17 protein-coding genes are annotated in these 17,511 nt (G+C 62.7%); 13 read left to right on the top strand and 4 right to left on the bottom strand.

From position 1 onward, the window contains the following. Window positions 1-8: 8 nt before the first annotated feature. The 3 genes from IEV58_RS00890 to IEV58_RS00880 form a co-directional block, all read right to left on the bottom strand. Window positions 9-917: a carbohydrate ABC transporter permease gene (locus IEV58_RS00890; RefSeq protein WP_229729098.1), complete on the bottom strand. Its 909-nt coding sequence runs from the start codon at window positions 915-917 to the stop codon at window positions 9-11. Between the two features lie 34 nt (window positions 918-951). After that, window positions 952-2,193 carry an ABC transporter substrate-binding protein gene (locus IEV58_RS00885; protein ID WP_229729097.1) on the bottom strand — a complete coding sequence of 414 codons (1,242 nt, stop codon included), beginning with the start codon at window positions 2,191-2,193 and terminating at the stop codon, window positions 952-954. Window positions 2,194-2,360: 167 nt separating this feature from the next. Next, window positions 2,361-3,719, bottom strand: coding sequence for an MmgE/PrpD family protein (locus IEV58_RS00880; RefSeq protein ID WP_188407789.1), 1,359 nt, complete (start codon window positions 3,717-3,719; stop codon window positions 2,361-2,363). A gap of 309 nt (window positions 3,720-4,028) precedes the next feature. On the opposite strand from IEV58_RS00880, the gene IEV58_RS00875 reads away from it, so the two are divergent. The 11 genes from IEV58_RS00875 to IEV58_RS00825 all read left to right on the top strand — a co-directional run bounded on the left by IEV58_RS00875 (window position 4,029) and on the right by IEV58_RS00825 (window position 13,371). Further along, entirely contained in the window at window positions 4,029-4,691 is a 663-nt protein-coding gene (locus IEV58_RS00875) for a TetR/AcrR family transcriptional regulator (protein ID WP_188407788.1), read from the top strand. 2 nt (window positions 4,692-4,693) lie between these two features. After that, window positions 4,694-5,881 (top strand): pyridoxal phosphate-dependent aminotransferase, encoded by a 1,188-nt coding sequence (locus IEV58_RS00870; RefSeq protein ID WP_188407787.1) that lies wholly within the window; start codon window positions 4,694-4,696, stop codon window positions 5,879-5,881. Between the two features lie 2 nt (window positions 5,882-5,883). Continuing rightward, the gene (locus IEV58_RS00865) at window positions 5,884-6,684 is read left to right on the top strand and encodes a transporter substrate-binding domain-containing protein (protein ID WP_188407786.1); all 801 of its coding nucleotides are present in this window, start codon (window positions 5,884-5,886) and stop codon (window positions 6,682-6,684) included. Window positions 6,685-6,713: 29 nt separating this feature from the next. Beyond that, the gene (locus IEV58_RS00860) at window positions 6,714-7,391 is read left to right on the top strand and encodes an amino acid ABC transporter permease (protein WP_188407785.1); all 678 of its coding nucleotides are present in this window, start codon (window positions 6,714-6,716) and stop codon (window positions 7,389-7,391) included. Next, the gene (locus IEV58_RS00855) at window positions 7,384-8,034 is read left to right on the top strand and encodes an amino acid ABC transporter permease (protein ID WP_188407784.1); all 651 of its coding nucleotides are present in this window, start codon (window positions 7,384-7,386) and stop codon (window positions 8,032-8,034) included. Before IEV58_RS00860 ends, IEV58_RS00855 begins: the two co-directional genes overlap by 8 nt. A 12-nt stretch (window positions 8,035-8,046) precedes the next feature. Next, the gene (locus IEV58_RS00850) at window positions 8,047-8,790 is read left to right on the top strand and encodes an amino acid ABC transporter ATP-binding protein (protein ID WP_188407783.1); all 744 of its coding nucleotides are present in this window, start codon (window positions 8,047-8,049) and stop codon (window positions 8,788-8,790) included. Between the two features lie 11 nt (window positions 8,791-8,801). Continuing rightward, window positions 8,802-9,884, top strand: coding sequence for a 4-oxalomesaconate tautomerase (locus IEV58_RS00845; RefSeq protein ID WP_188407782.1), 1,083 nt, complete (start codon window positions 8,802-8,804; stop codon window positions 9,882-9,884). Between the two features lie 42 nt (window positions 9,885-9,926). Beyond that, window positions 9,927-10,649 carry a PIG-L deacetylase family protein gene (locus IEV58_RS00840; protein ID WP_188407781.1) on the top strand — a complete coding sequence of 241 codons (723 nt, stop codon included), beginning with the start codon at window positions 9,927-9,929 and terminating at the stop codon, window positions 10,647-10,649. Further along, window positions 10,646-11,353 (top strand): 4-carboxy-4-hydroxy-2-oxoadipate aldolase/oxaloacetate decarboxylase, encoded by a 708-nt coding sequence (locus tag IEV58_RS00835; protein WP_188407780.1) that lies wholly within the window; start codon window positions 10,646-10,648, stop codon window positions 11,351-11,353. Before IEV58_RS00840 ends, IEV58_RS00835 begins: the two co-directional genes overlap by 4 nt. 234 nt (window positions 11,354-11,587) lie before the next feature. Next, the gene (locus tag IEV58_RS00830) at window positions 11,588-12,019 is read left to right on the top strand and encodes a DUF2231 domain-containing protein (RefSeq protein WP_188407779.1); all 432 of its coding nucleotides are present in this window, start codon (window positions 11,588-11,590) and stop codon (window positions 12,017-12,019) included. Further along, the gene (locus IEV58_RS00825) at window positions 12,016-13,371 is read left to right on the top strand and encodes a PQQ-dependent sugar dehydrogenase (protein WP_188407778.1); all 1,356 of its coding nucleotides are present in this window, start codon (window positions 12,016-12,018) and stop codon (window positions 13,369-13,371) included. Before IEV58_RS00830 ends, IEV58_RS00825 begins: the two co-directional genes overlap by 4 nt. Before the next feature lie 32 nt (window positions 13,372-13,403). Here the strand turns inward: IEV58_RS00825 and IEV58_RS00820 are convergent, their stop codons facing one another. Further along, the gene (locus IEV58_RS00820; protein WP_188407777.1) at window positions 13,404-14,045 is read right to left on the bottom strand and encodes a GntR family transcriptional regulator; all 642 of its coding nucleotides are present in this window, start codon (window positions 14,043-14,045) and stop codon (window positions 13,404-13,406) included. Window positions 14,046-14,375: 330 nt separating this feature from the next. On the opposite strand from IEV58_RS00820, the gene IEV58_RS00815 reads away from it, so the two are divergent. Beyond that, the gene (locus IEV58_RS00815) at window positions 14,376-15,383 is read left to right on the top strand and encodes a proline racemase family protein (RefSeq protein WP_188407776.1); all 1,008 of its coding nucleotides are present in this window, start codon (window positions 14,376-14,378) and stop codon (window positions 15,381-15,383) included. Between the two features lie 51 nt (window positions 15,384-15,434). Continuing rightward, window positions 15,435-17,507 carry an NADH:flavin oxidoreductase gene (locus IEV58_RS00810; RefSeq protein ID WP_188407775.1) on the top strand — a complete coding sequence of 691 codons (2,073 nt, stop codon included), beginning with the start codon at window positions 15,435-15,437 and terminating at the stop codon, window positions 17,505-17,507. Window positions 17,508-17,511: the final 4 nt, after the last annotated feature.

Genomic DNA, 17,511 nt, shown 5'->3' with positions numbered 1-17,511 from the left:
GTGCGTCCTCAATCCAGATTGAGCCGGGCGGCCCGGATATAGGCGAGCGTGATCATGGCGATCACCAGGAACAGCAGCGTGGAGGCTGCCGAACCGTAGGAAAACTGGTCGAACTGGAAGAGATTTTCCTGCACGAACACCGACATGGTCCGGGTCTCGGAATTGTTGGGTGTCAGCACATAGACGATGTCGAAGACCCGGAGGGCGTCGAGCGCGCGGAAGATCACTGCGACCAGAATGGCTGGCGCCGCGAGGGGGAGCGTGACCCGCCAGAAGGTCATGATCGGATTGACGCCGTCGATCCTGGCGGCTTCGTAGATGTCGCGCGGGATCATCTGCAGACCGGCCAGGATGAGCAGGGCCATGAAGGGCGTCGACTTCCAGATGTCGACCAGCATGACGGCGACCATGGCGGTATCGGGCGATGCCACCCAGGCGACGGGTGCGGACAGAAGGCCGAGCTTCATGCCGAGGTCGTTGATGATGCCGAACTGGTCGTTCAGCATCCACGCCCACATCTTGGCCGAGACCACGGTGGGGATGGCCCAGGGCACCAGCACGGCCGCCCGCACCACACCGCGCATGGGAAAATCCGCGTTGAGAACCAGCGCGATGGCAAGGCCGAGCGCGGTTTCGACCGAAACAGTGACGAAGGTGAAGACAAGCGTGTTCCATACGGCGCGCCACCATTGGCGATCGACCAGGAGACCGATCCATTCGCCGCTGCCATCACCATAGGGCAGCCAGTCCAGATAATTGCCAAGGCCGATCCAGGCGGCGCCGTCGAGGTCGGTAAGGGAAGCGTCGGTGAAGCCGAACCAGATGGTGCGCGCTAGCGGCCAGCCCGCCACCAGTGCCAGTGTCAGCAGCATGGGTGCGAGGAAGAGGAGAGCGGCACGACGCCTGCTGGCGCCCATGGTGCGTTCTGTCCTCATCGGCCGTGCGGATGGATCATTTCCATCCCGCTCCTTTCAGCCGCCGCAGCCGCGCTTCCAGCCGAAGAAGATTCTGATGGACGTCGTCACGGTGCGAGAGCGTCCGGTGGATGGCATCCCAGACGTCCTTGGATGCCTCGTTGTAGTCACTGCCCAGCACGGCGGAAGGGCGGGGAACGGCATTGGCGAACACCTCCCGCCATTGTCCGACGATGGGCTGGGCTTCAAGGATCTTGGGATCATCATAAAGCGCCGGCCGTGTCGGAAGGCTGCTGTTCCCGATGGCGCGGGTTTTCTGCGCCTCGACACCGGTGAGGAAGAGGACGAGTTCAACCGCGGCGTCGGGCTCGGAGGTGTATTCGGAGACCGCCAGGTTCCAACCGCCGAGCGCGGCCACGGAGCCGTTTTCGCCGGCGGGGAGCGGTGCGATGCCAAACTTGCCCTTCACCGCGCTGTCGTCGCTGCCCGAGAGGGCATAGGCATAGGGCCAGTTTCGCATGAAGGCGGCATTCCCCGTTTGCCAGATGCCGCGGCTTTCCTCCTCCTGGTAGCCGAGCACACCTTCCGGCGAGATGGTGCCGATCCATGATGCTGCCCGGGTGATGGCAGCGGCGGCCTTGTCATTGTTGATGGAGATCGTGCCATCGGCTTCGACGATCTGCCCGCCGCCGTGTGACATGATCCACTCAAGACCGTTGCAGGTCAGCCCTTCGTAAGCCGCTGCCTGAAAAACATAGCCGTGAAAGTTTCCGGCACCGGCAGCGCGCTCGCCATCCTGGATGGTCTTGGCGGCCGTTTCCAACTCGTCCCAGGTCTTCGGCACCTCCAGGTGGTACTTTTCCAACAGGTCGGTGCGATAAAACAGAGCCGGAGCATCGGTGTAAAACGGCAGCGCCACCAGGCGGCCATCAACGGTCTGCGAGGTGATGATGGACTCAAAATGCTCCCCGGCAGCCTGGCGGGCCTCCGCATACTGCGAGAGGTCGAGGAGGTGATTGGCAAGCTGGGGCGCCCAGATGATATCGGTGCGATAGACGTCGACATCCGCATTGCCCGCTGCCAGCCACAGCCGAAACTGGGCGAACTGGTCAGTGGACGAGGACGGCATCTCGACGATGCTGACGCGGTGCCCGGTCCTTTTCTCAAAGATATCGAGATTGGCCCGGAGTGTCTGGATATCCCGCCCAACGCCACCAGACACGATCGACAGTTCCGCCGCTCCGGCTGCCGACACCATGAAACTGAAGAAAGCACTCAAGGTCAGATGTGCGATCGGGCGTAAAATCGCCTTGGCCTCCTCTGGCTCGCGACGAACGCCGTCTTGCTTCAGCGCAAGTTGGTACGGGACGAGTGACGTTCAGGATGTGTGCGACCATAAAGGCCTTGATCCGCGGAAGTCAAAAGGCGCCCGTGGATAGAGTTTTTCTAGGCGGCTTGGGGGACAAGGGCCTTCAGGACATCGTTGAAAGACTTCAGCTCATCCATTCTCCAGGCGATCTCCAGGGCTTTGCAGGCCAAATCCGCGCCGAGGTAGGGCGCAACCAAGGTCGTGAACTTCCGCGAGATGTCCTCAGCCGACATGGGATTGCGCTCGTGCCCCAAGGGATCAAAGCTCTCTACCCTGTGAACCGCCCCATCTTTGGTGACCGCCTCAAGCCTCAGGCCGATCCTTGCCGGCCATTGGGCGTCGATCTCTTCATCCACGATCACCTTCAGTCTGTTCATCAACACCCTCACCTGAGGGTCGGCGATGGCCTCTGGTTCGTAGCTTCCGACGTTCATGGTGCCATGCTGCATGGCCCGTGAGAAAATATAGGGCAGGCTGTGGTCCGCGGTTTCTCTCGTCTTCGGGTCCCATTTTGCCGGCTCGCTGGCCGATTCGTGATGGAGGAAACGCGAGGTGAACAATGTAACCTTGTCGATCTCTTCCCAGGAAACGATGTCGCGCAGCTTCAGTGCCGCCCAGACGCTGGCCTGCGTATTGTAGGTCGTCGGCCAATATTTGAGACAGGCGCCGAAGATCTTCCAGCTGTCAAAGCTGTCGATGTCGAGCGGTGCGGCCTTTCCATCCAGAAGCTCCATGATGCCATGCCGGCCGCTGAAGGGCGCTGAGGGGCCGGTCAGGCCGGCGCGGGCGAGAAGCGTGAAGAAGACGGCATCCTTCGCGCTGACCGCGGTTTGGACACTCTTGTAATCCGACAGCTGACCCGCGCGGTTTGCCCGCAACTGAATGCCGCTGGTGGCCGCCATGGCGATCGCGGCTTCGGTCGCGGCCCTATCGAGACCATAGAGGTGGCACAATCCCGCAGACGCGCCGATGCAGATCCCATAGCCGTAGTCGAGGCTCATGGATCGACGGGCCAGCACCGTTTCCGACAGACGCGCGAAAACCTCATAGGCAATGGCATTGGCGGCAAGTATCCTCCGGCCGGACGCCCGCGTGGGCTTAGAGGCGGCGACCAGCGCGCCGATCATATCGCTGGGATGGCCGATGGGTGGATAGAGATCGTTGAAGTCGAGGTAGCGCGAAGCCGCGGAATTCCAGAAAGCGGCGATCTCGACCGGATAGTCTCCGGCTTCACCGATGACAGCACCTGATCCCTCCGGCGTCGGAAGTGCCGGGTAGGACCGCGAGGCGGCACAGGCTCTTGAAACGCGGCCACCGATGGCACATCCCAGTGTGTCTATGATGAGGTCCCGGGATTTTTCCAACACATCGGCTGGAATGCTGTTCTCGCTCGTCGACAGGATGAATTCGACAATCGAATTCAGGGCGTCATCCATCGGCTTTCCTCCATCATTGTCTTGTCTATGCTGCCACTCACGATCCCACGATGATCGTTTGGAAAGCAGACGGTCATGGATCCTTGTCTCAGGATCCAACCCCCCTTCAATTCCGCGAATCCCCAACCTTCGCACGGACATGAAGCGCCAGCGATCCCGGCGGCACAAGCCTCACCCGATCTCGGTCTCTGCGACCTTCGTGCCTAAGCCGCGCCCACTGGCGTCCGTGTTCCCCGCGCACATCGTGATTGACACGATCTTCAAACAGTGGTTTCAAACGGTCGATTGAATCATCTGTTTGAGGCCCGTGTGGACACGCCGACCCGCATTCTCGAAGTGGCAGAGGAAATGTTTGCCGAAGAGGGCTATCGCGCTGTGTCGCTCCGCTCGATCACGCGGGCATGCGGCGCCAACATCGCGGCGGTCCACTATCATTTCGGCTCGAAGGAGGTGCTCCTCGAGCGGATTTTCGAAATGCACTGCTCGGTGATGAATGCCGAACGGCTGCGCCTCCTGGAGGCTTGCAGGCCGGGGCAGGGCCGTCCGCCGATGCTCGAGCAGATCCTGGACGCTTACCTGCGGCCCGCGTTGATGCCGCCCGATGGCGATGAGCGTGCCCGTCGCTTCATGCGGCTGCGCGCTGCGATCGCACATGAACAGGCGGATCTGTCGCAGCAACTGGTCGCCAAACACTTCAACGCCGTCACGGGAACCTTCGTGGAGGCATTAATGGCCGAGCTCACTCATCTCGCCCGCCAGGATTTCTACTGGCGGTTCCACTTTCTCCTCGGTGCCCAGTACTACACCCTGGCCAATCCCGGGCGCATCCAGATCATTTCCGGCAGTGCGTGCGATCCTTCCGATACGGAGCGCGCGGTGCAGGAGCTCATTGCCTTTGCCGCGGCCGGTTTCCGCGCACCGGTGGTGGCGCTGCCTTCATTTTCCGCTGAAACCATGCCTGCTCAGGATTGACCATGCTCTCCGCACCCCAACTATCCGCGCGCGTCTCCTCACTGAAGCCGTCGGCCACGGTCGAACTGACCGAACGCGTCCGTGTCGCGCGGGCCTCCGGCCGAAAGATCCTCGGTCTGTCCAGCGGTGACCCGAACATCGACACCGATCCGCGCATCATCGAGGCCGCGACGCGCGCCATGCATGACGGCGACACCCACTATGGACCTTCCGCCGGCAGCCTTGCCCTGCGTGATGCCATCGTGGAGCGCGAGAGCCGGCTGTCCGGTGCCACTTACGATCCCGCCGACATCATCGTAACGCCGGGCGGCAAGTTCGCCCTCATGGCCGCGCTCATGGCTATGGTGGATGCGGATGACGAGGTCATCGTCCCCGTTCCCGGCTGGGTCAGCTACGGTCCCTGCGTGCGCATGTGTGGCGGCAGGCCCGTCCCTCTGGCCATGCTTGATACAATCGATGTCGAGGCGCTGGCCAGGGCGATCACGCCGCGCACCAAGGCAATCATCCTCAACTCGCCAGTCAATCCAACCGCGCGCGTTCTGCCCGAGGCCGAGCTGCGCCAGGTTGCCGAACTGGCGCGCAAGCACGGGTTCTGGATCATTTTCGATCAGGTCTATCGTGATCTGATCCATGACGGGACTTTCCCGTCCATGCAGGGCATCGAGGGAATGCGCGAACGCACCTTCGTGGTCGACAGCATGTCGAAAACCTTTGGCATGACCGGCTGGCGCCTCGGCTATCTCGCCCTTCCGCCAGGCGCGTCGAAGGCGGTGGTGAAGTTCATCCAGCATTCGATTTACTGCGTGCCAGGGTTCATCCAGGCCGCCGGTCTCGAGGCGCTTCGCCTTTATGATCAGATCGTGCCCGGTTATCGCGCCACCTTCGAGGCGCGGCAAAAACGCACCGCCGCTCGCCTCAACGGCATCGAGGGCATCAGCTGTCCGCTTCCCGAGGCCACCTTCTATCTCTTTCCCGCAATCGCCGGCGACGACATCGAGATCGCACGCCACTGGCTCGACACGGTCGATGTCGCGGTGTTGCCGGGATCTTCTTTCGGAGAGGCCGGTGCGGGGCACCTCCGATTGTCCGTAACCTGTTCCGATGCCGATCTGGATGAAGCCTTGGCGCGCATCGAACAGGCCGGATTGCCTAGCAAAAACCAACCCAAGACAATCGGGGTCCAGAGATGAACATGCGCAAACTGCTTTTCGTGGGTCTGTCCAGTCTGATCATTGCCGGCGTGATGGCGCCGGCGGTGACGATGGCGCAGTCGCCAAATTCGGTCGAAGAGATCAAGAGCCGCGGCAAACTGCTCGCGGGTGTCAAATTCGACACGCCGCCGTTCGGCTTCCTGGGCGAGGGGAACAAGCCCACCGGCTTCGATCTCGATCTGCTCACCAAGGTTGCCGAGAAGATCGGTGTGCCCGTGGAATTCGTCAGCGTCACCTCGCCGACCCGCATTCCCATGCTGGTCAGCGGCAATGTCGATGTGGTGGCGGCATCCATGACGCATACCATCGAGCGTGACCGCACCATCGATTTCTCGATCACCTACTACACCGGCGGACAAGCCTTGATCGTCAAGGCCGGTAGCGACATCACGGGCGTCGACAGCCTGGCCGGCAAACAGGTGGCCGTACAGCAGGGCACGACGCTGGAGAAGAACATTGCCGCCGCTGCTCCCGAGGCCAAGCTCGTGGGTTTCAAGGACTACAACAGTGCCTGGCTCGCCCTCGTGCAGGGCCGTGCCGATGCATTGACCGGCAGCCTGAACATCCTCCAAGGCTTCGCCAAGGAGAACAAGGATTACCAGATCGTCGGGGACATCTTCAGCTCCGAGCCGTTCGGCATCGGTGTCCGGCAGGGTGACTCTGCCCTGCGCGACATCATCAACGAGACGCTGCAGGACCTGTGGAAGTCGGGCGAATATCAGAAGCTCTACGCCAAGTGGTTCGGCGAGGAGCCCCGCGTTCCCCTTGAGATCTGGCCCTGATCCCATAGCCCGACATCGAAGAGCGGATCATGTCCTATCAGTTCGACTGGACTCCCATATGGCAGAACCGTCAGCTCATCGCTGACGGGCTGCTGACCACCATCCTGCTGTCTCTCGCGGGGCTGGTCCTGGCGCTCTGCCTCGGGCTGATCGTGGGAACACTGGGCGCGTCCCGCTCCCGCGCGGGCAGGCTGGTGGCCGGGGTCTTCGTCGAATGCATGCGGAACGTCCCGCTCCTGATCCACATGTACTTCTGGTACATGGCGCTCGCTTTCCTGCGGTTGCCGCCATTCCTCTGCGCGGTTCTTGGCCTGACGTTCTATTCGAGCGCCTATGTGGCCGAGGTCGTCCGCGCCGGGATCGGCGGCATCTCCCGCGGGCAAACGCAGGCGGCCGAGGCCTCCGGGCTAAGGCCGTGGCAGGTTCGCCTGCTGGTGATCTACCCGCAGGCCCTGCGCAACATCGCACCGTCCCTTGCCAGCCTGTCGTCTCAGCTCATCAAGGACTCGTCACTCGCTTCCGTTATCGCGGTGGCCGAGCTGACCTATCAGGCCGGCTCCATCGAAGGACAAACGTTCCGGACCTTCGAAGTCTACATCACCATCGCACTGCTCTATCTGGCGCTGGTCACCCTGGTCACCCGTGGTCTCATGAGCATTCCCGGCCTGCGCGAGCCTCCTGCCGTCGCCAAGGTGTCCGATGTTTGACGTCATCCTCGCCAATATGCCCTTCCTCCTTGAAGGGCTGCGCATGACGCTGCTGCTGGCTGTGATCGGCATCCTGGGCGGGACCATCCTTGGTCTCGTCCTGGCGATCCTGCGCTATCGGCGGGTGCCGGTGCTGGGGGCGCTTGCCGCGCTCTATATCGAGACGGTGCGCGGCATTCCGCTCCTGGTGATGCTCCTGATCTGCTTCTTCGCACTGCCGGCCCTGTTCAGCTACCGCACCACGGCATTCGCCGCGGCCAGCCTCGGCTTCTCCCTTTTCATTGCCTCCTATCTCGCCGAGGAGTTCCGCAGCGGGCTGCGCGCCGTGCGGCCGGGACTGACCCAAGCCGGTCTGGCCACGGGTCTGCGGCCGGGTCAGGTGTTTCGTCTGATCGTGCTGCCCCAGGCCATTCGCCGCGCCATTCCGCCGCTGTTCAGCCAGTATGTGCGGCTGCTCAAATTCACGTCGGTCGCTTCCGTCATCGGTGTGCGGGAACTGACCGGCAGCGCCCTTCTGGTGAACGCCCGCGACTTCCAGCCCGTCATCATTCTGGGCTGTGTGGCGCTGACCTATCTCGTCGTCTGCTCTCTCCTCTCCTTCGTCGGGCGCCTGCTTTACGCGCGGCTCGCCATCCGAAGCTGAAAGCGATCCTCCATGAACTCCCTTCCCCTTATTTCACTCGATCATGTGTCAAAGAGCTATGGCGCCAACCCGGTCCTGCGGGATTGCTCGCTCAAGGTCGCGCCCGGCGAGATCGTTGTGGTGTGTGGTCCCTCCGGATCAGGCAAGAGCACGCTGATCAAGACGATCAACGGGCTGGAGCCCTACCAGTCGGGCACCATCATGTTCGAGGGCAAGGTGGTTGGCGCCCGCTCGACGGATCTGCCGGCGGTGCGGGCCCGCATCGGCATGGTGTTCCAGAGCTTCGAGCTTTATCCGCACATGACCGCCCTGAAGAATGTCATGCTGGCGCAGACCCATGTGCTGAAGCGCTCAAGCGAAGAGGCGCGGGCGCGCAGTCTGGAACTGTTGGCGAAGGTGGGGCTGAGCGAGCGTGCCCATGCCTATCCCGCCAATCTCTCGGGCGGGCAGCAGCAGCGTGTGGCCATAGCTCGCGCGCTGGCGCTCGACCCGATCGCCATGCTGTTCGACGAACCGACGTCAGCGCTCGACCCCGAGATGATCAATGAAGTGCTCGACGTCATGGTCTCGCTGGCGCGCGAGGGCATGACCATGGTGGTGGTCACGCACGAGATGGGTTTTGCCCGGCGGGTCGCCAGCCGGGTCGTTTTCATGGACGAAGGGCGCATCGTCGAGGACAGGCCAAGCGCTCAGTTCTTCGAAGCCCCGGACACGGAGCGGGCCCGCGCCTTCCTTTCCAAGATCATCGCCCATTGAGGAGCGCAGACATGCAACGTGCCATCCCTTGCCTGATCATGCGTGGCGGAACGTCCAAGGGCGCCTATTTCCTTGCCACCGACATACCGTCCGATCCCGCCGGCCGCGATGCCGTCCTGCTGGCAGCCATGGGATCGCCCGATCCTCGGCAGATCGATGGCATGGGCGGCTCACATCCCCTCACCAGCAAGGTTGCGATCGTCTCTCGCTCGGAGGAGCCGGGGATCGACATCGATTTTCTGTTCGCCCAGGTCTCGGTCAAGGAGGCCAAGGTCGATACCACCCCCAATTGCGGCAACATCCTCGCGGGTGTCGGCCCCTTCGCCATCGAGCGCGGTCTGGTCGTGCCGGCCGGCGACGTCACGATGGTGACGGTGCGCACCCTCAATACCGGCACCATCGCGGAACTGCAGATCGAGACGCCGGGAGGTCGCGTCAACTATCAGGGCGATGCCCGCATCGATGGCGTGCCGGGGACCTCGGCGCCGATTCCCATCAACTTCCTCGATGCCGAGGGCTCGGTCTGCGGTGCGCTGCTCCCGACCGGCCGCGCCGTCGATGTGGTCGATGGTATCCCGCTCACCTGCATCGACAACGGCATGCCGGTGGTGCTGATGAAGGCGTCCTCCTTCGGCAAGACCGGCTATGAGAGTCCCGCCGAACTCATGGCGGATCAGGAGATGCGAACCCGCATCGAGGCGGTGCGCCTCAAGGTCGGCCCCATGATGAATCTCGGTGATGTCACCAATAAGGTCGTGCCCAAGATGACCCTGGTTGCTCCTCCGGCGGCGGGTGGCAGCATCGCCACGCGCAGTTTCATCCCCCATGAATGCCACAGCTCCATTGGCGTCTTCGCCGCCGTATCGGTCGCAACGGCCTGCGTCCTGCCGGGCTCGCCAGCCCATGACGTTGCGCGGATTCCCGAAGGCGCCGTGAAGACCATGTCGGTGGAACATCCCACCGGCGAATTCACGGTGCGGCTCGAAGTGGAGGGCACGCCAGATCAGCCGGTCATTGCACGGGCCGGTCTGCTGCGCACGGCCCGCGCGCTCATGGATGGCGCCGTGCTCGTGCCCGAGAGCGCATTTTCCTGATCACCAACAAGCCATGCGGGCGCCACACAAGGAGAAGGCACAATGACAACGCAGAAGACGGGCCTCGTCGTTACGGCTCATCCCGGTGATTTCGTCTGGCGGGCGGGAGGCGCCATCGCCCTGCACGCGAAGCGCGGCTACCGCATCAAGATCGTCTGCCTGTCCTTCGGCGAGCGTGGCGAGAGCCAGTTCGCCTGGAAGAAGGGAGGCCAGACGCTGGAAGAGGTGAAGGCGGCGCGGCGCGGCGAAGCGGAAAAGGCGGCGGCCGTCCTCGGCGCGGAGATCGAATCCTTCGATGCCGGCGACTATCCGCTGCGGGTTACACCAGAGATGCTGGACCGGCTGATCGACATCTATCGCGAGCTCAATCCCTCCTTCGTCCTCACGCATTCGCTCGAGGACCCCTACAATGTCGATCATCCGGAGGCGACCCGCTTTGCCCAGGAGGCGCGCATCATCGCGCAGGCCATGGGCCACAAACCCGGCGGTGACTACAGCTACAATGCTCCTCCGGTGTTCCTGTTCGAGCCGCATCAGCCTGAAATGTGCAATTTCAAGCCGAATGTCATCCTCAACATCGACGAGGTCTGGGAGCAGAAGTACGAGGCCTTCCAGGTCCTGGCAGCACAAAAACACCTTTGGGAATATTACACCCGCGTCGCCTTGCAGCGCGGCATGCAGGGCGGCCGCAACTCCGGCAAGGCCATGACCTATGGCGAGGCTTATCAGCGGCTGTTTCCCATGGTTCTGGAGGAACTGGCATGAAGCCCGTCGTTGTCGTCAATCCGCCGCGTGTTGCACCTGAACTGACCGAGCGTCTTGGCAAACATGGCGTTGCCACCGTCCACGAAGCCTACGGCCGGCTCGGTCTGATGAAGCCCTATATGCGCCCGATCTATCCCGGCGCCCGCATTGCGGGATCCGCGGTGACGGTGCTGGCGCAGCCGGGCGACAACTGGATGATCCATGTCGCCATCGAGCAGTGCAAGCCGGGGGATGTCCTGGTGGTCGGCGTCACCACCGACAACAAGGATGGGATGTTCGGTGAATTGCTGGCGACGTCGCTGATGGCGCAGGGTGGGCGTGCCCTCATCATCGATGCCGGTTGCCGGGACGTGCAGGAACTGACCCAGGCGGGGTTCCCGGTCTGGTCGCGGGCCGTGAACGCCAAGGGTACGGTCAAGGCGACGCTCGGTTCGGTCAATGTGCCGGTCGTATGCGCCGGTGCTCTCGTCAATCCGGGCGATGCCATCATCGCGGATGATGACGGTGTCGTTGTCGTGCCCCGGCATGATGCCGAATGGGTCACCGAAGCCGCCGACAAGCGGGTGGCCAATGAGGACGAAAAGCGCCGGAAGTTGGCATCCGGCACACTCGGTCTTGATCTTTACAACATGCGCGACGGGTTGGCGAAAGCGGGCCTGCAATATGTAGAATACGAGACATGGAAGCGGTCCGCCGGGAGCTGATCGGACCGCCCAGAGCGTAATACAGGCCCCTCGGCTCTCAAGCGGCAAAAGCCCCGGACCTCCCGGGGCTTTTTGCGCCTGCCGCGGCGGAGCGGCTATTCCTCTACCATCCCATAGGCGGCCTCACGCCTCGGGGTGCTATCTCGCCTTTCGGATCGCTCCTCTGGATTTCCGAGGACCCTGCCTTAGATTCCCAGGTTCGATATTCCTGCCGGTTCAAGAGGGGATCCATCTATGGTCGCGATAGCCGCTCCGAGGTATGGGAGGTCGCTCCACCCTATCCACGCCATTCTTCTCGCCTTTCCATTTCCCCTGTTCCTGGGCGCGCTCGTGAGCGATCTCGCCTACTGGAACACATTCCAGATCCAGTGGTCGAATTTCTCATCGTGGTTGATTGCCGGGGGGCTTCTCGGCGGGGGCCTCGCCATGCTCTGGGCGCTGGTCGACCTGATCCGCTTCCGAGGGACCCGCGGCCTGCAACCCCTGATGTATTTCGTCGTTCTGTTGGCCATGTTCGTGCTTGGCTTCATCAACGCGCTCGTCCACGCGAAGGACGCCTGGGCGATCATGCCGGAAGGCCTGTACCTGTCGGCGATCACGACACTGCTCGCGCTGGTGGCGGCCTGGATCGGTTATTCCGGTTTCCGTTCGAGGGAGTATGCATGATGCGCCGGTTCGTTTTATTTGCCGCTGTGGCAGCCCTGCTCACCGCCTGCGGAGATGAGCCCGAGCCGGCTCAGTACGGCGCCAATCCCGACCTTCCCGAGGCGCAACGGGGCTTGCTGCCAGATATGAGGATCGCGCTTCCCGTGGCATGGGAGGGCAATCTCCCCACGGTGCCCGATGGCTACAGGATCGCTCCGATCGCCACCGAGCTTGCCGTCCCGCGGCAGACGCTGGTCCTTCCGAACGGTGACATCCTGATTGCCGAGGGATCCGGCGGCGGTGCTCCCGCCTTGAGGCCCAAGGACGTCATCGCGAACTACATCAAAAGCCAGGGAAAGACGGATGTCGGCGGCGGAAACCGCCTGACGCTGCTGCGCGACGCCGATGGCGACGGCACTTACGAGATGCGCGGCATCTTCGCCGAGGGCCTGAACGCGCCATACGGGCTGGCCCTGGTGAATGGCGCCATCTACGTCGCCAATCAGGACTCGCTGGTGCGCTTCGACTATGCCGATGGCCAGACCGAGGCGAGCGGGCCACCGACCAAGGTCACGGATCTGCCCTCGGCCATCAACCATCACTGGACGAAGGCCCTGACGGCAAGCCCTGACGGCCGCTTCCTCTATGTCGGCATCGGTTCCAACAGCAACATCACCGAACGCGGGATGGAGGCGGAGATCGATCGCGCTGTGGTTTGGCAGATCGATGCGCAGACCGGCGCGCACAAGCAGTACGCAACCGGCCTTCGCAATCCCACGGCGCTTGCCATCCAGCCGGGCACCGGTCAGCTCTGGGCCGTGGTGAACGAGCGGGATGAGATCGGCCCTAACCTCGTTCCCGACTACCTCACGTCGGTCAGGGAGGGCGGCTTCTATGGTTGGCCTTACAGCTACTGGGGCGACAATGTGGATCCGCGCGCGCAGCCGCAGGACCCTGAGAAGGTGGCCGCCGCCATCCGGCCCGACTACAGTCTTGGTTCACATGTCGCGGCGCTTGGGCTCGCTTTCTCAACGCCGGAAATGGGTGCGCAATTCGCCGACGGCGTGTTCATCGGCGAGCATGGAAGCTGGAATCGAACCCCGCCGGCGGGCTACAAGGTCATCTTCGTGCCTTTCCGCGACGGCAGGCCTGCCGGGGATCCTGTTGATTTCGCGACAGGCTTCCTGACGGAGGACGGAAAGGCCCGTGGTCGACCGGTTGGCGTGACGGTGGACCCGCGCGGCGCGCTGATCATCGCCGATGACCTATCCAACACGGTGTGGAGGGTCACACCCGACCGGGCCGCCTCAGCATCGGCTTCCAACGAAGAACGCCCATCCGGACAGCCGGATGGGGCTCAGGCGCAACGCTGAGGGCCGCTGGTGAGCTTCAGCAGCTCGCCAGCTCAGGCCTGAGCCCGAAAGAACTCAATGACCTCCTGAATATGCTCGCGCATCGCAGCTTCAGCGACCACGACATCGCCCCTCAGAATCGCGTTGTAAATGCGCGAGTGTTCCAGAAAGGCGTTTTGTATACTTTCGGAGCGAAGGAGATAACGAGCACTGATAAGGCGCACTTTCTCGTGGATCGTGGTCAACTGCTCAAGCAGGTTCTGATTGCCCGACAGCTGGGCGATGGTCATGTGGAACGAGTTGGCGTGCAGGTTGAAAGCGTTGATGTCGTTGCTCTCGATGAATGATTGATAGTGCTCCAGCTGCGTCTCGATGGTCTTGATCTTCTCCGGCGACGACGTCTCGATGGTCAGGCGAACCGCCATCTTTTCAAGCGCTTCGCGGACTTCATAAAGCTCCTTGACCTCCAGGGGGGAAAAGCTGCGTATACGGTAGCCACGCCCCCACCGAACCAGAAAACCTTCATGACTGAGCCGCGCCAGCGCCTCGCGGACAGGTGTGCGGCTCGCGTCGTAGGCCTTCGTGATCTCGGCTTCCTGCAGGGGCGTTCCCGGCTCGATCTTCAGCGAAATGATCCGCTTCTTGAGATCCTCATACACGAGCTCGCCGCGTGTGAATTCTATCGTTTCTGACATCGCGTTAGATCCTGCGCATCTGCGGAACACCAAGCCCGCTCATATGTATACATAACTGAGGCTGGTCGCCGCAAGCTTATCAAAAAATGGGCGATATAGGTGATTTTGGCCGCATTTCGAGCCATTTCGGCAGCCGTGTTGACAGTTGAAGCGATCGATGTATACGTTTGCGTATGCATATAAAGGGCGGCCCAGTGTGGCAAAAAAGCCTTTATTATGAGGGGATTGATGCCGTCGCCGTTTCACCCGGTGGCGACTGATGCTGTGCCGCGAGCGCAAGCTCTCGGGATGGTCTGCCCCGACCGGTGTCTTGAAACGGGGATTTCGCGCATGCGTATCAATAATTTCGTCGATGTCTGCTACACGCACACGGAAGGCGCGCCGACCTGCATCATCCACAGCGGCATCACCTATCCTGCCGGATCCTCAATCCTCGAGAAGCGCCGCTTCATCGAGCAGAACTTCGAATGGCTGCGCCGCGCCATCATGCTGGAGCCCCGCGGCCACAAGGACATGTATGGCGTGTTCCTGACGCCTCCATCCGAGCCCGGCTTCGACGGCGGCGTGATCTGGATGGACAATGACCGCTTCATGAACATGTGTGGTCACGGCACCATCGGCCTGGCAATGGCGATGGTGGCCAACGGCTGGGTCAAGGCCACGCCGCCGCTCACGACCGTTCGGCTGGAAACAACGGTCGGCCCCATCACCGCGGAGGTCGAAAGCGCCGGCAACGAGGTGGTGTCCTGCCGCTTCCACAATGTTCCCGCCTTCGTCCAGGAATTGGACGTGCCGGTTGATCTGGGCGAATTTGGCCAGGGAACGGCCGACATCCTCTTCGGCGGCAACTTCTTCGGCCATGTGAAGTGGGATCGCTCGATCGCCAAGATCGAGCCGCAGAACGTCCATCTGTTTCGCCGCATCGGGGCTTCGGTCAAGAAGCAGCTGAACGAGAAGATCAAGGTCAAGCATCCGGTGCACGCCCACATCGACTGGATCGACATCGTGACGTTTCATCACGAGCCTGACCGCGCCGATGCCACCTATCGCAACATCCACATTTTCGGTGATGGCCAGGCCGGCCGCTCGCCCGGCGGCACGGGCGTCAGCGCCATGGTGGCGCTGCTGGAACGTCAGGGCACGCTGCGAACGGGCGGCAAAATTCTCGCTGAAGGCCCATTGGGTGGTGTCTTCGAGGGCGAACTTCTGGGCGAGGAGACGTTGGGCGGGCAACGCGTGCTCCAGTCAACGGTGAAGGGAGCCGCCAACATCTACGGCTATGCCAAATGGCTGCTCGACCCCAGTGATCCCGTCGGCGCCGGTTTCCTTCTGACCTGACGCCCCGCAGTGCCTCCGTCCGACCAGTCCGAAACAGAAGGTGCGTCCCCCGTGTCCGATACCGCGTTAGCCGAGCAGAACACATCAGAAGTTGAAAGTCTGTCCCGGGATCCACTGCTCCGGCCGCTGACCATCAAGCGGTTGCGGCTGCGCAATCGCTTCATGAGCACCAGCCACGCCTGCGGACTGGAGGAGGGCGGTTACCCCACCGACCGCTATCAGGCCTATCATGAGGAGAAGGCGCGGGGCGGCATAGCGCTGACCATGTTCGGCGGATCGTCCAACGTCGATCGGGATTCGCCCAACATCTTCCGCCAGCTCAACGTCGGTGACGACGGCATCATTCCGCATCTTCAGCGATTCTCCGAGCGAATACACGCGCAGGGCGCCGCGCTGATGTGCCAGATCACTCACCTCGGCCGTCGCGGCGATCCCTATGGCGGAGACTGGCTGCCCACCATCGGGCCATCGGCCATCCGCGAAACCCTGCACCGCAGCTTCCCCAAGGAAATGGATGAGCATGACATCGCGCGGGTCGTGAAGGCCTACGGTGCGGCGGCTCTGCGCTGCAAGGAGGGTGGCCTCGACGGGATCGAGACGCTGGCGGGCGGACACCTCATCGGCCAGTTCCTTTCGCCGCTGACCAACCGACGCACCGATCGTTTCGGCGGATCGCTGGAAAATCGCTGCCGCTTTCCAATCATGGTGCACCAGGAAATCCGCCGCCAGGTGGGAGACGACTTCATCGTCGGCATGCGTTTCGTGGTGGATGAGGGGCCGACCGGCGGCCTTACCCTGGAGGAATGTATCGCCACCGCGCAGATCCTCCAGAGCGAGGGCGACCTCGATTTCTTCAACGCCATCTATGGCAAGATGGATACCGAGCTTGCGCTGGCCCGGGACAATATGCCCTCCATGGGCACGCCCCTGGCGCCCTGGGTCGCGGCGGTCGGCGCCTTCAAGCGCGAGGTGGGCGTGCCGGTGTTCCACGCCGCCCGCATGGCCGATGTCGCTTCGGCCCGCCATGCCGTGGGCCAGGGCCATCTCGACATGGCCGGCATGACGCGAGCCCATATCGCAGATCCGCATATCGTCAAGAAGATCTTGGCGGGCGAGGAAGACCAAATCCGTCCCTGTGTCGGCGCCAGCCACTGCATGTCCGGCTATCGTCCGAAATGCCTCCACAATGCGGTCACCGGACGCGAGACCGAAATGTCCCACACCATCGCCCGCGCGACCGCGCCCGGCCGGAAGGTGGTTGTCGTCGGCGGCGGTCCGGCCGGACTGGAAGCGGCACGTGTTGCGGCCGAGCGCGGCCACAAGGTCGTCTTGTTCGAGGCGGCTGCCGAACTGGGCGGCCAGGTGTTGATCGGCAGCCGCCATTCCTGGCGGCGCGATTTGCGCGGCATCATCGATTGGCGGGTCGCTCAGCTGGAACGCCTGAAGGTCGACTGCCGCACCAATCTCTATGCCGAAATGGACGATGTGCTGGCCGAAGAGCCCGATGCCGTGATCATCGCAACTGGCGGCGTCCCCGACCTCGACTGGATCGTCGGCGCGGAGCTTTGCACCAGCGCCTGGGACATTCTGGATGGGAGCGCGACCGCGCGTGAGCATGTCGTGGTGTTCGACGGCACGGGCCGTCATCCCGGTCCGCAGGTGGCCGAGAAGGTCGCTGCCGATGGCCGCCGCGTCGACTATTTCTCCATCGACGGCTATCTGGCCGTTGAGCTGACTTACGCCGAGCGCGTCACCTGGAAAAAGCAGTTCTACAGCTTGGGCATCCGTCCCTTCTTCGACCGCCGCCTTGTCGAGGTGCGGCGCGAGGGCAACAAGCTGGCCGCGCTTTTCCTCAATGACGTGACGCTGGAAACCGAGACCGTGATCACCGATCAGGTGGTGGTGGAACATGGGACGGTTCCCATGGACGAGGTGTTCAAGTCGCTGACCTCAATCTCGACCAACGACGGCGTCACCGATATCGCGGCGCTGCTGGCCGGCCAGGCTCAGAGGCGGCAAGACAACCCCGGCCGCTTCGAGCTCCACCGCATCGGCGATGCCGTCGCCAGCCGCAACATCCACTCCGCGGTGCTCGACGCCATGCGCGTCGCCCGGGCGCTCTGAGAGG

This window comes from Agaricicola taiwanensis (genome assembly GCF_014635245.1).
Lineage (GTDB): Bacteria > Pseudomonadota > Alphaproteobacteria > Rhizobiales > Methylopilaceae > Agaricicola > Agaricicola taiwanensis.
Note: the sequence above shows the minus strand (reverse complement) of the source record. Positions and strands in the feature narration are given on the sequence as shown.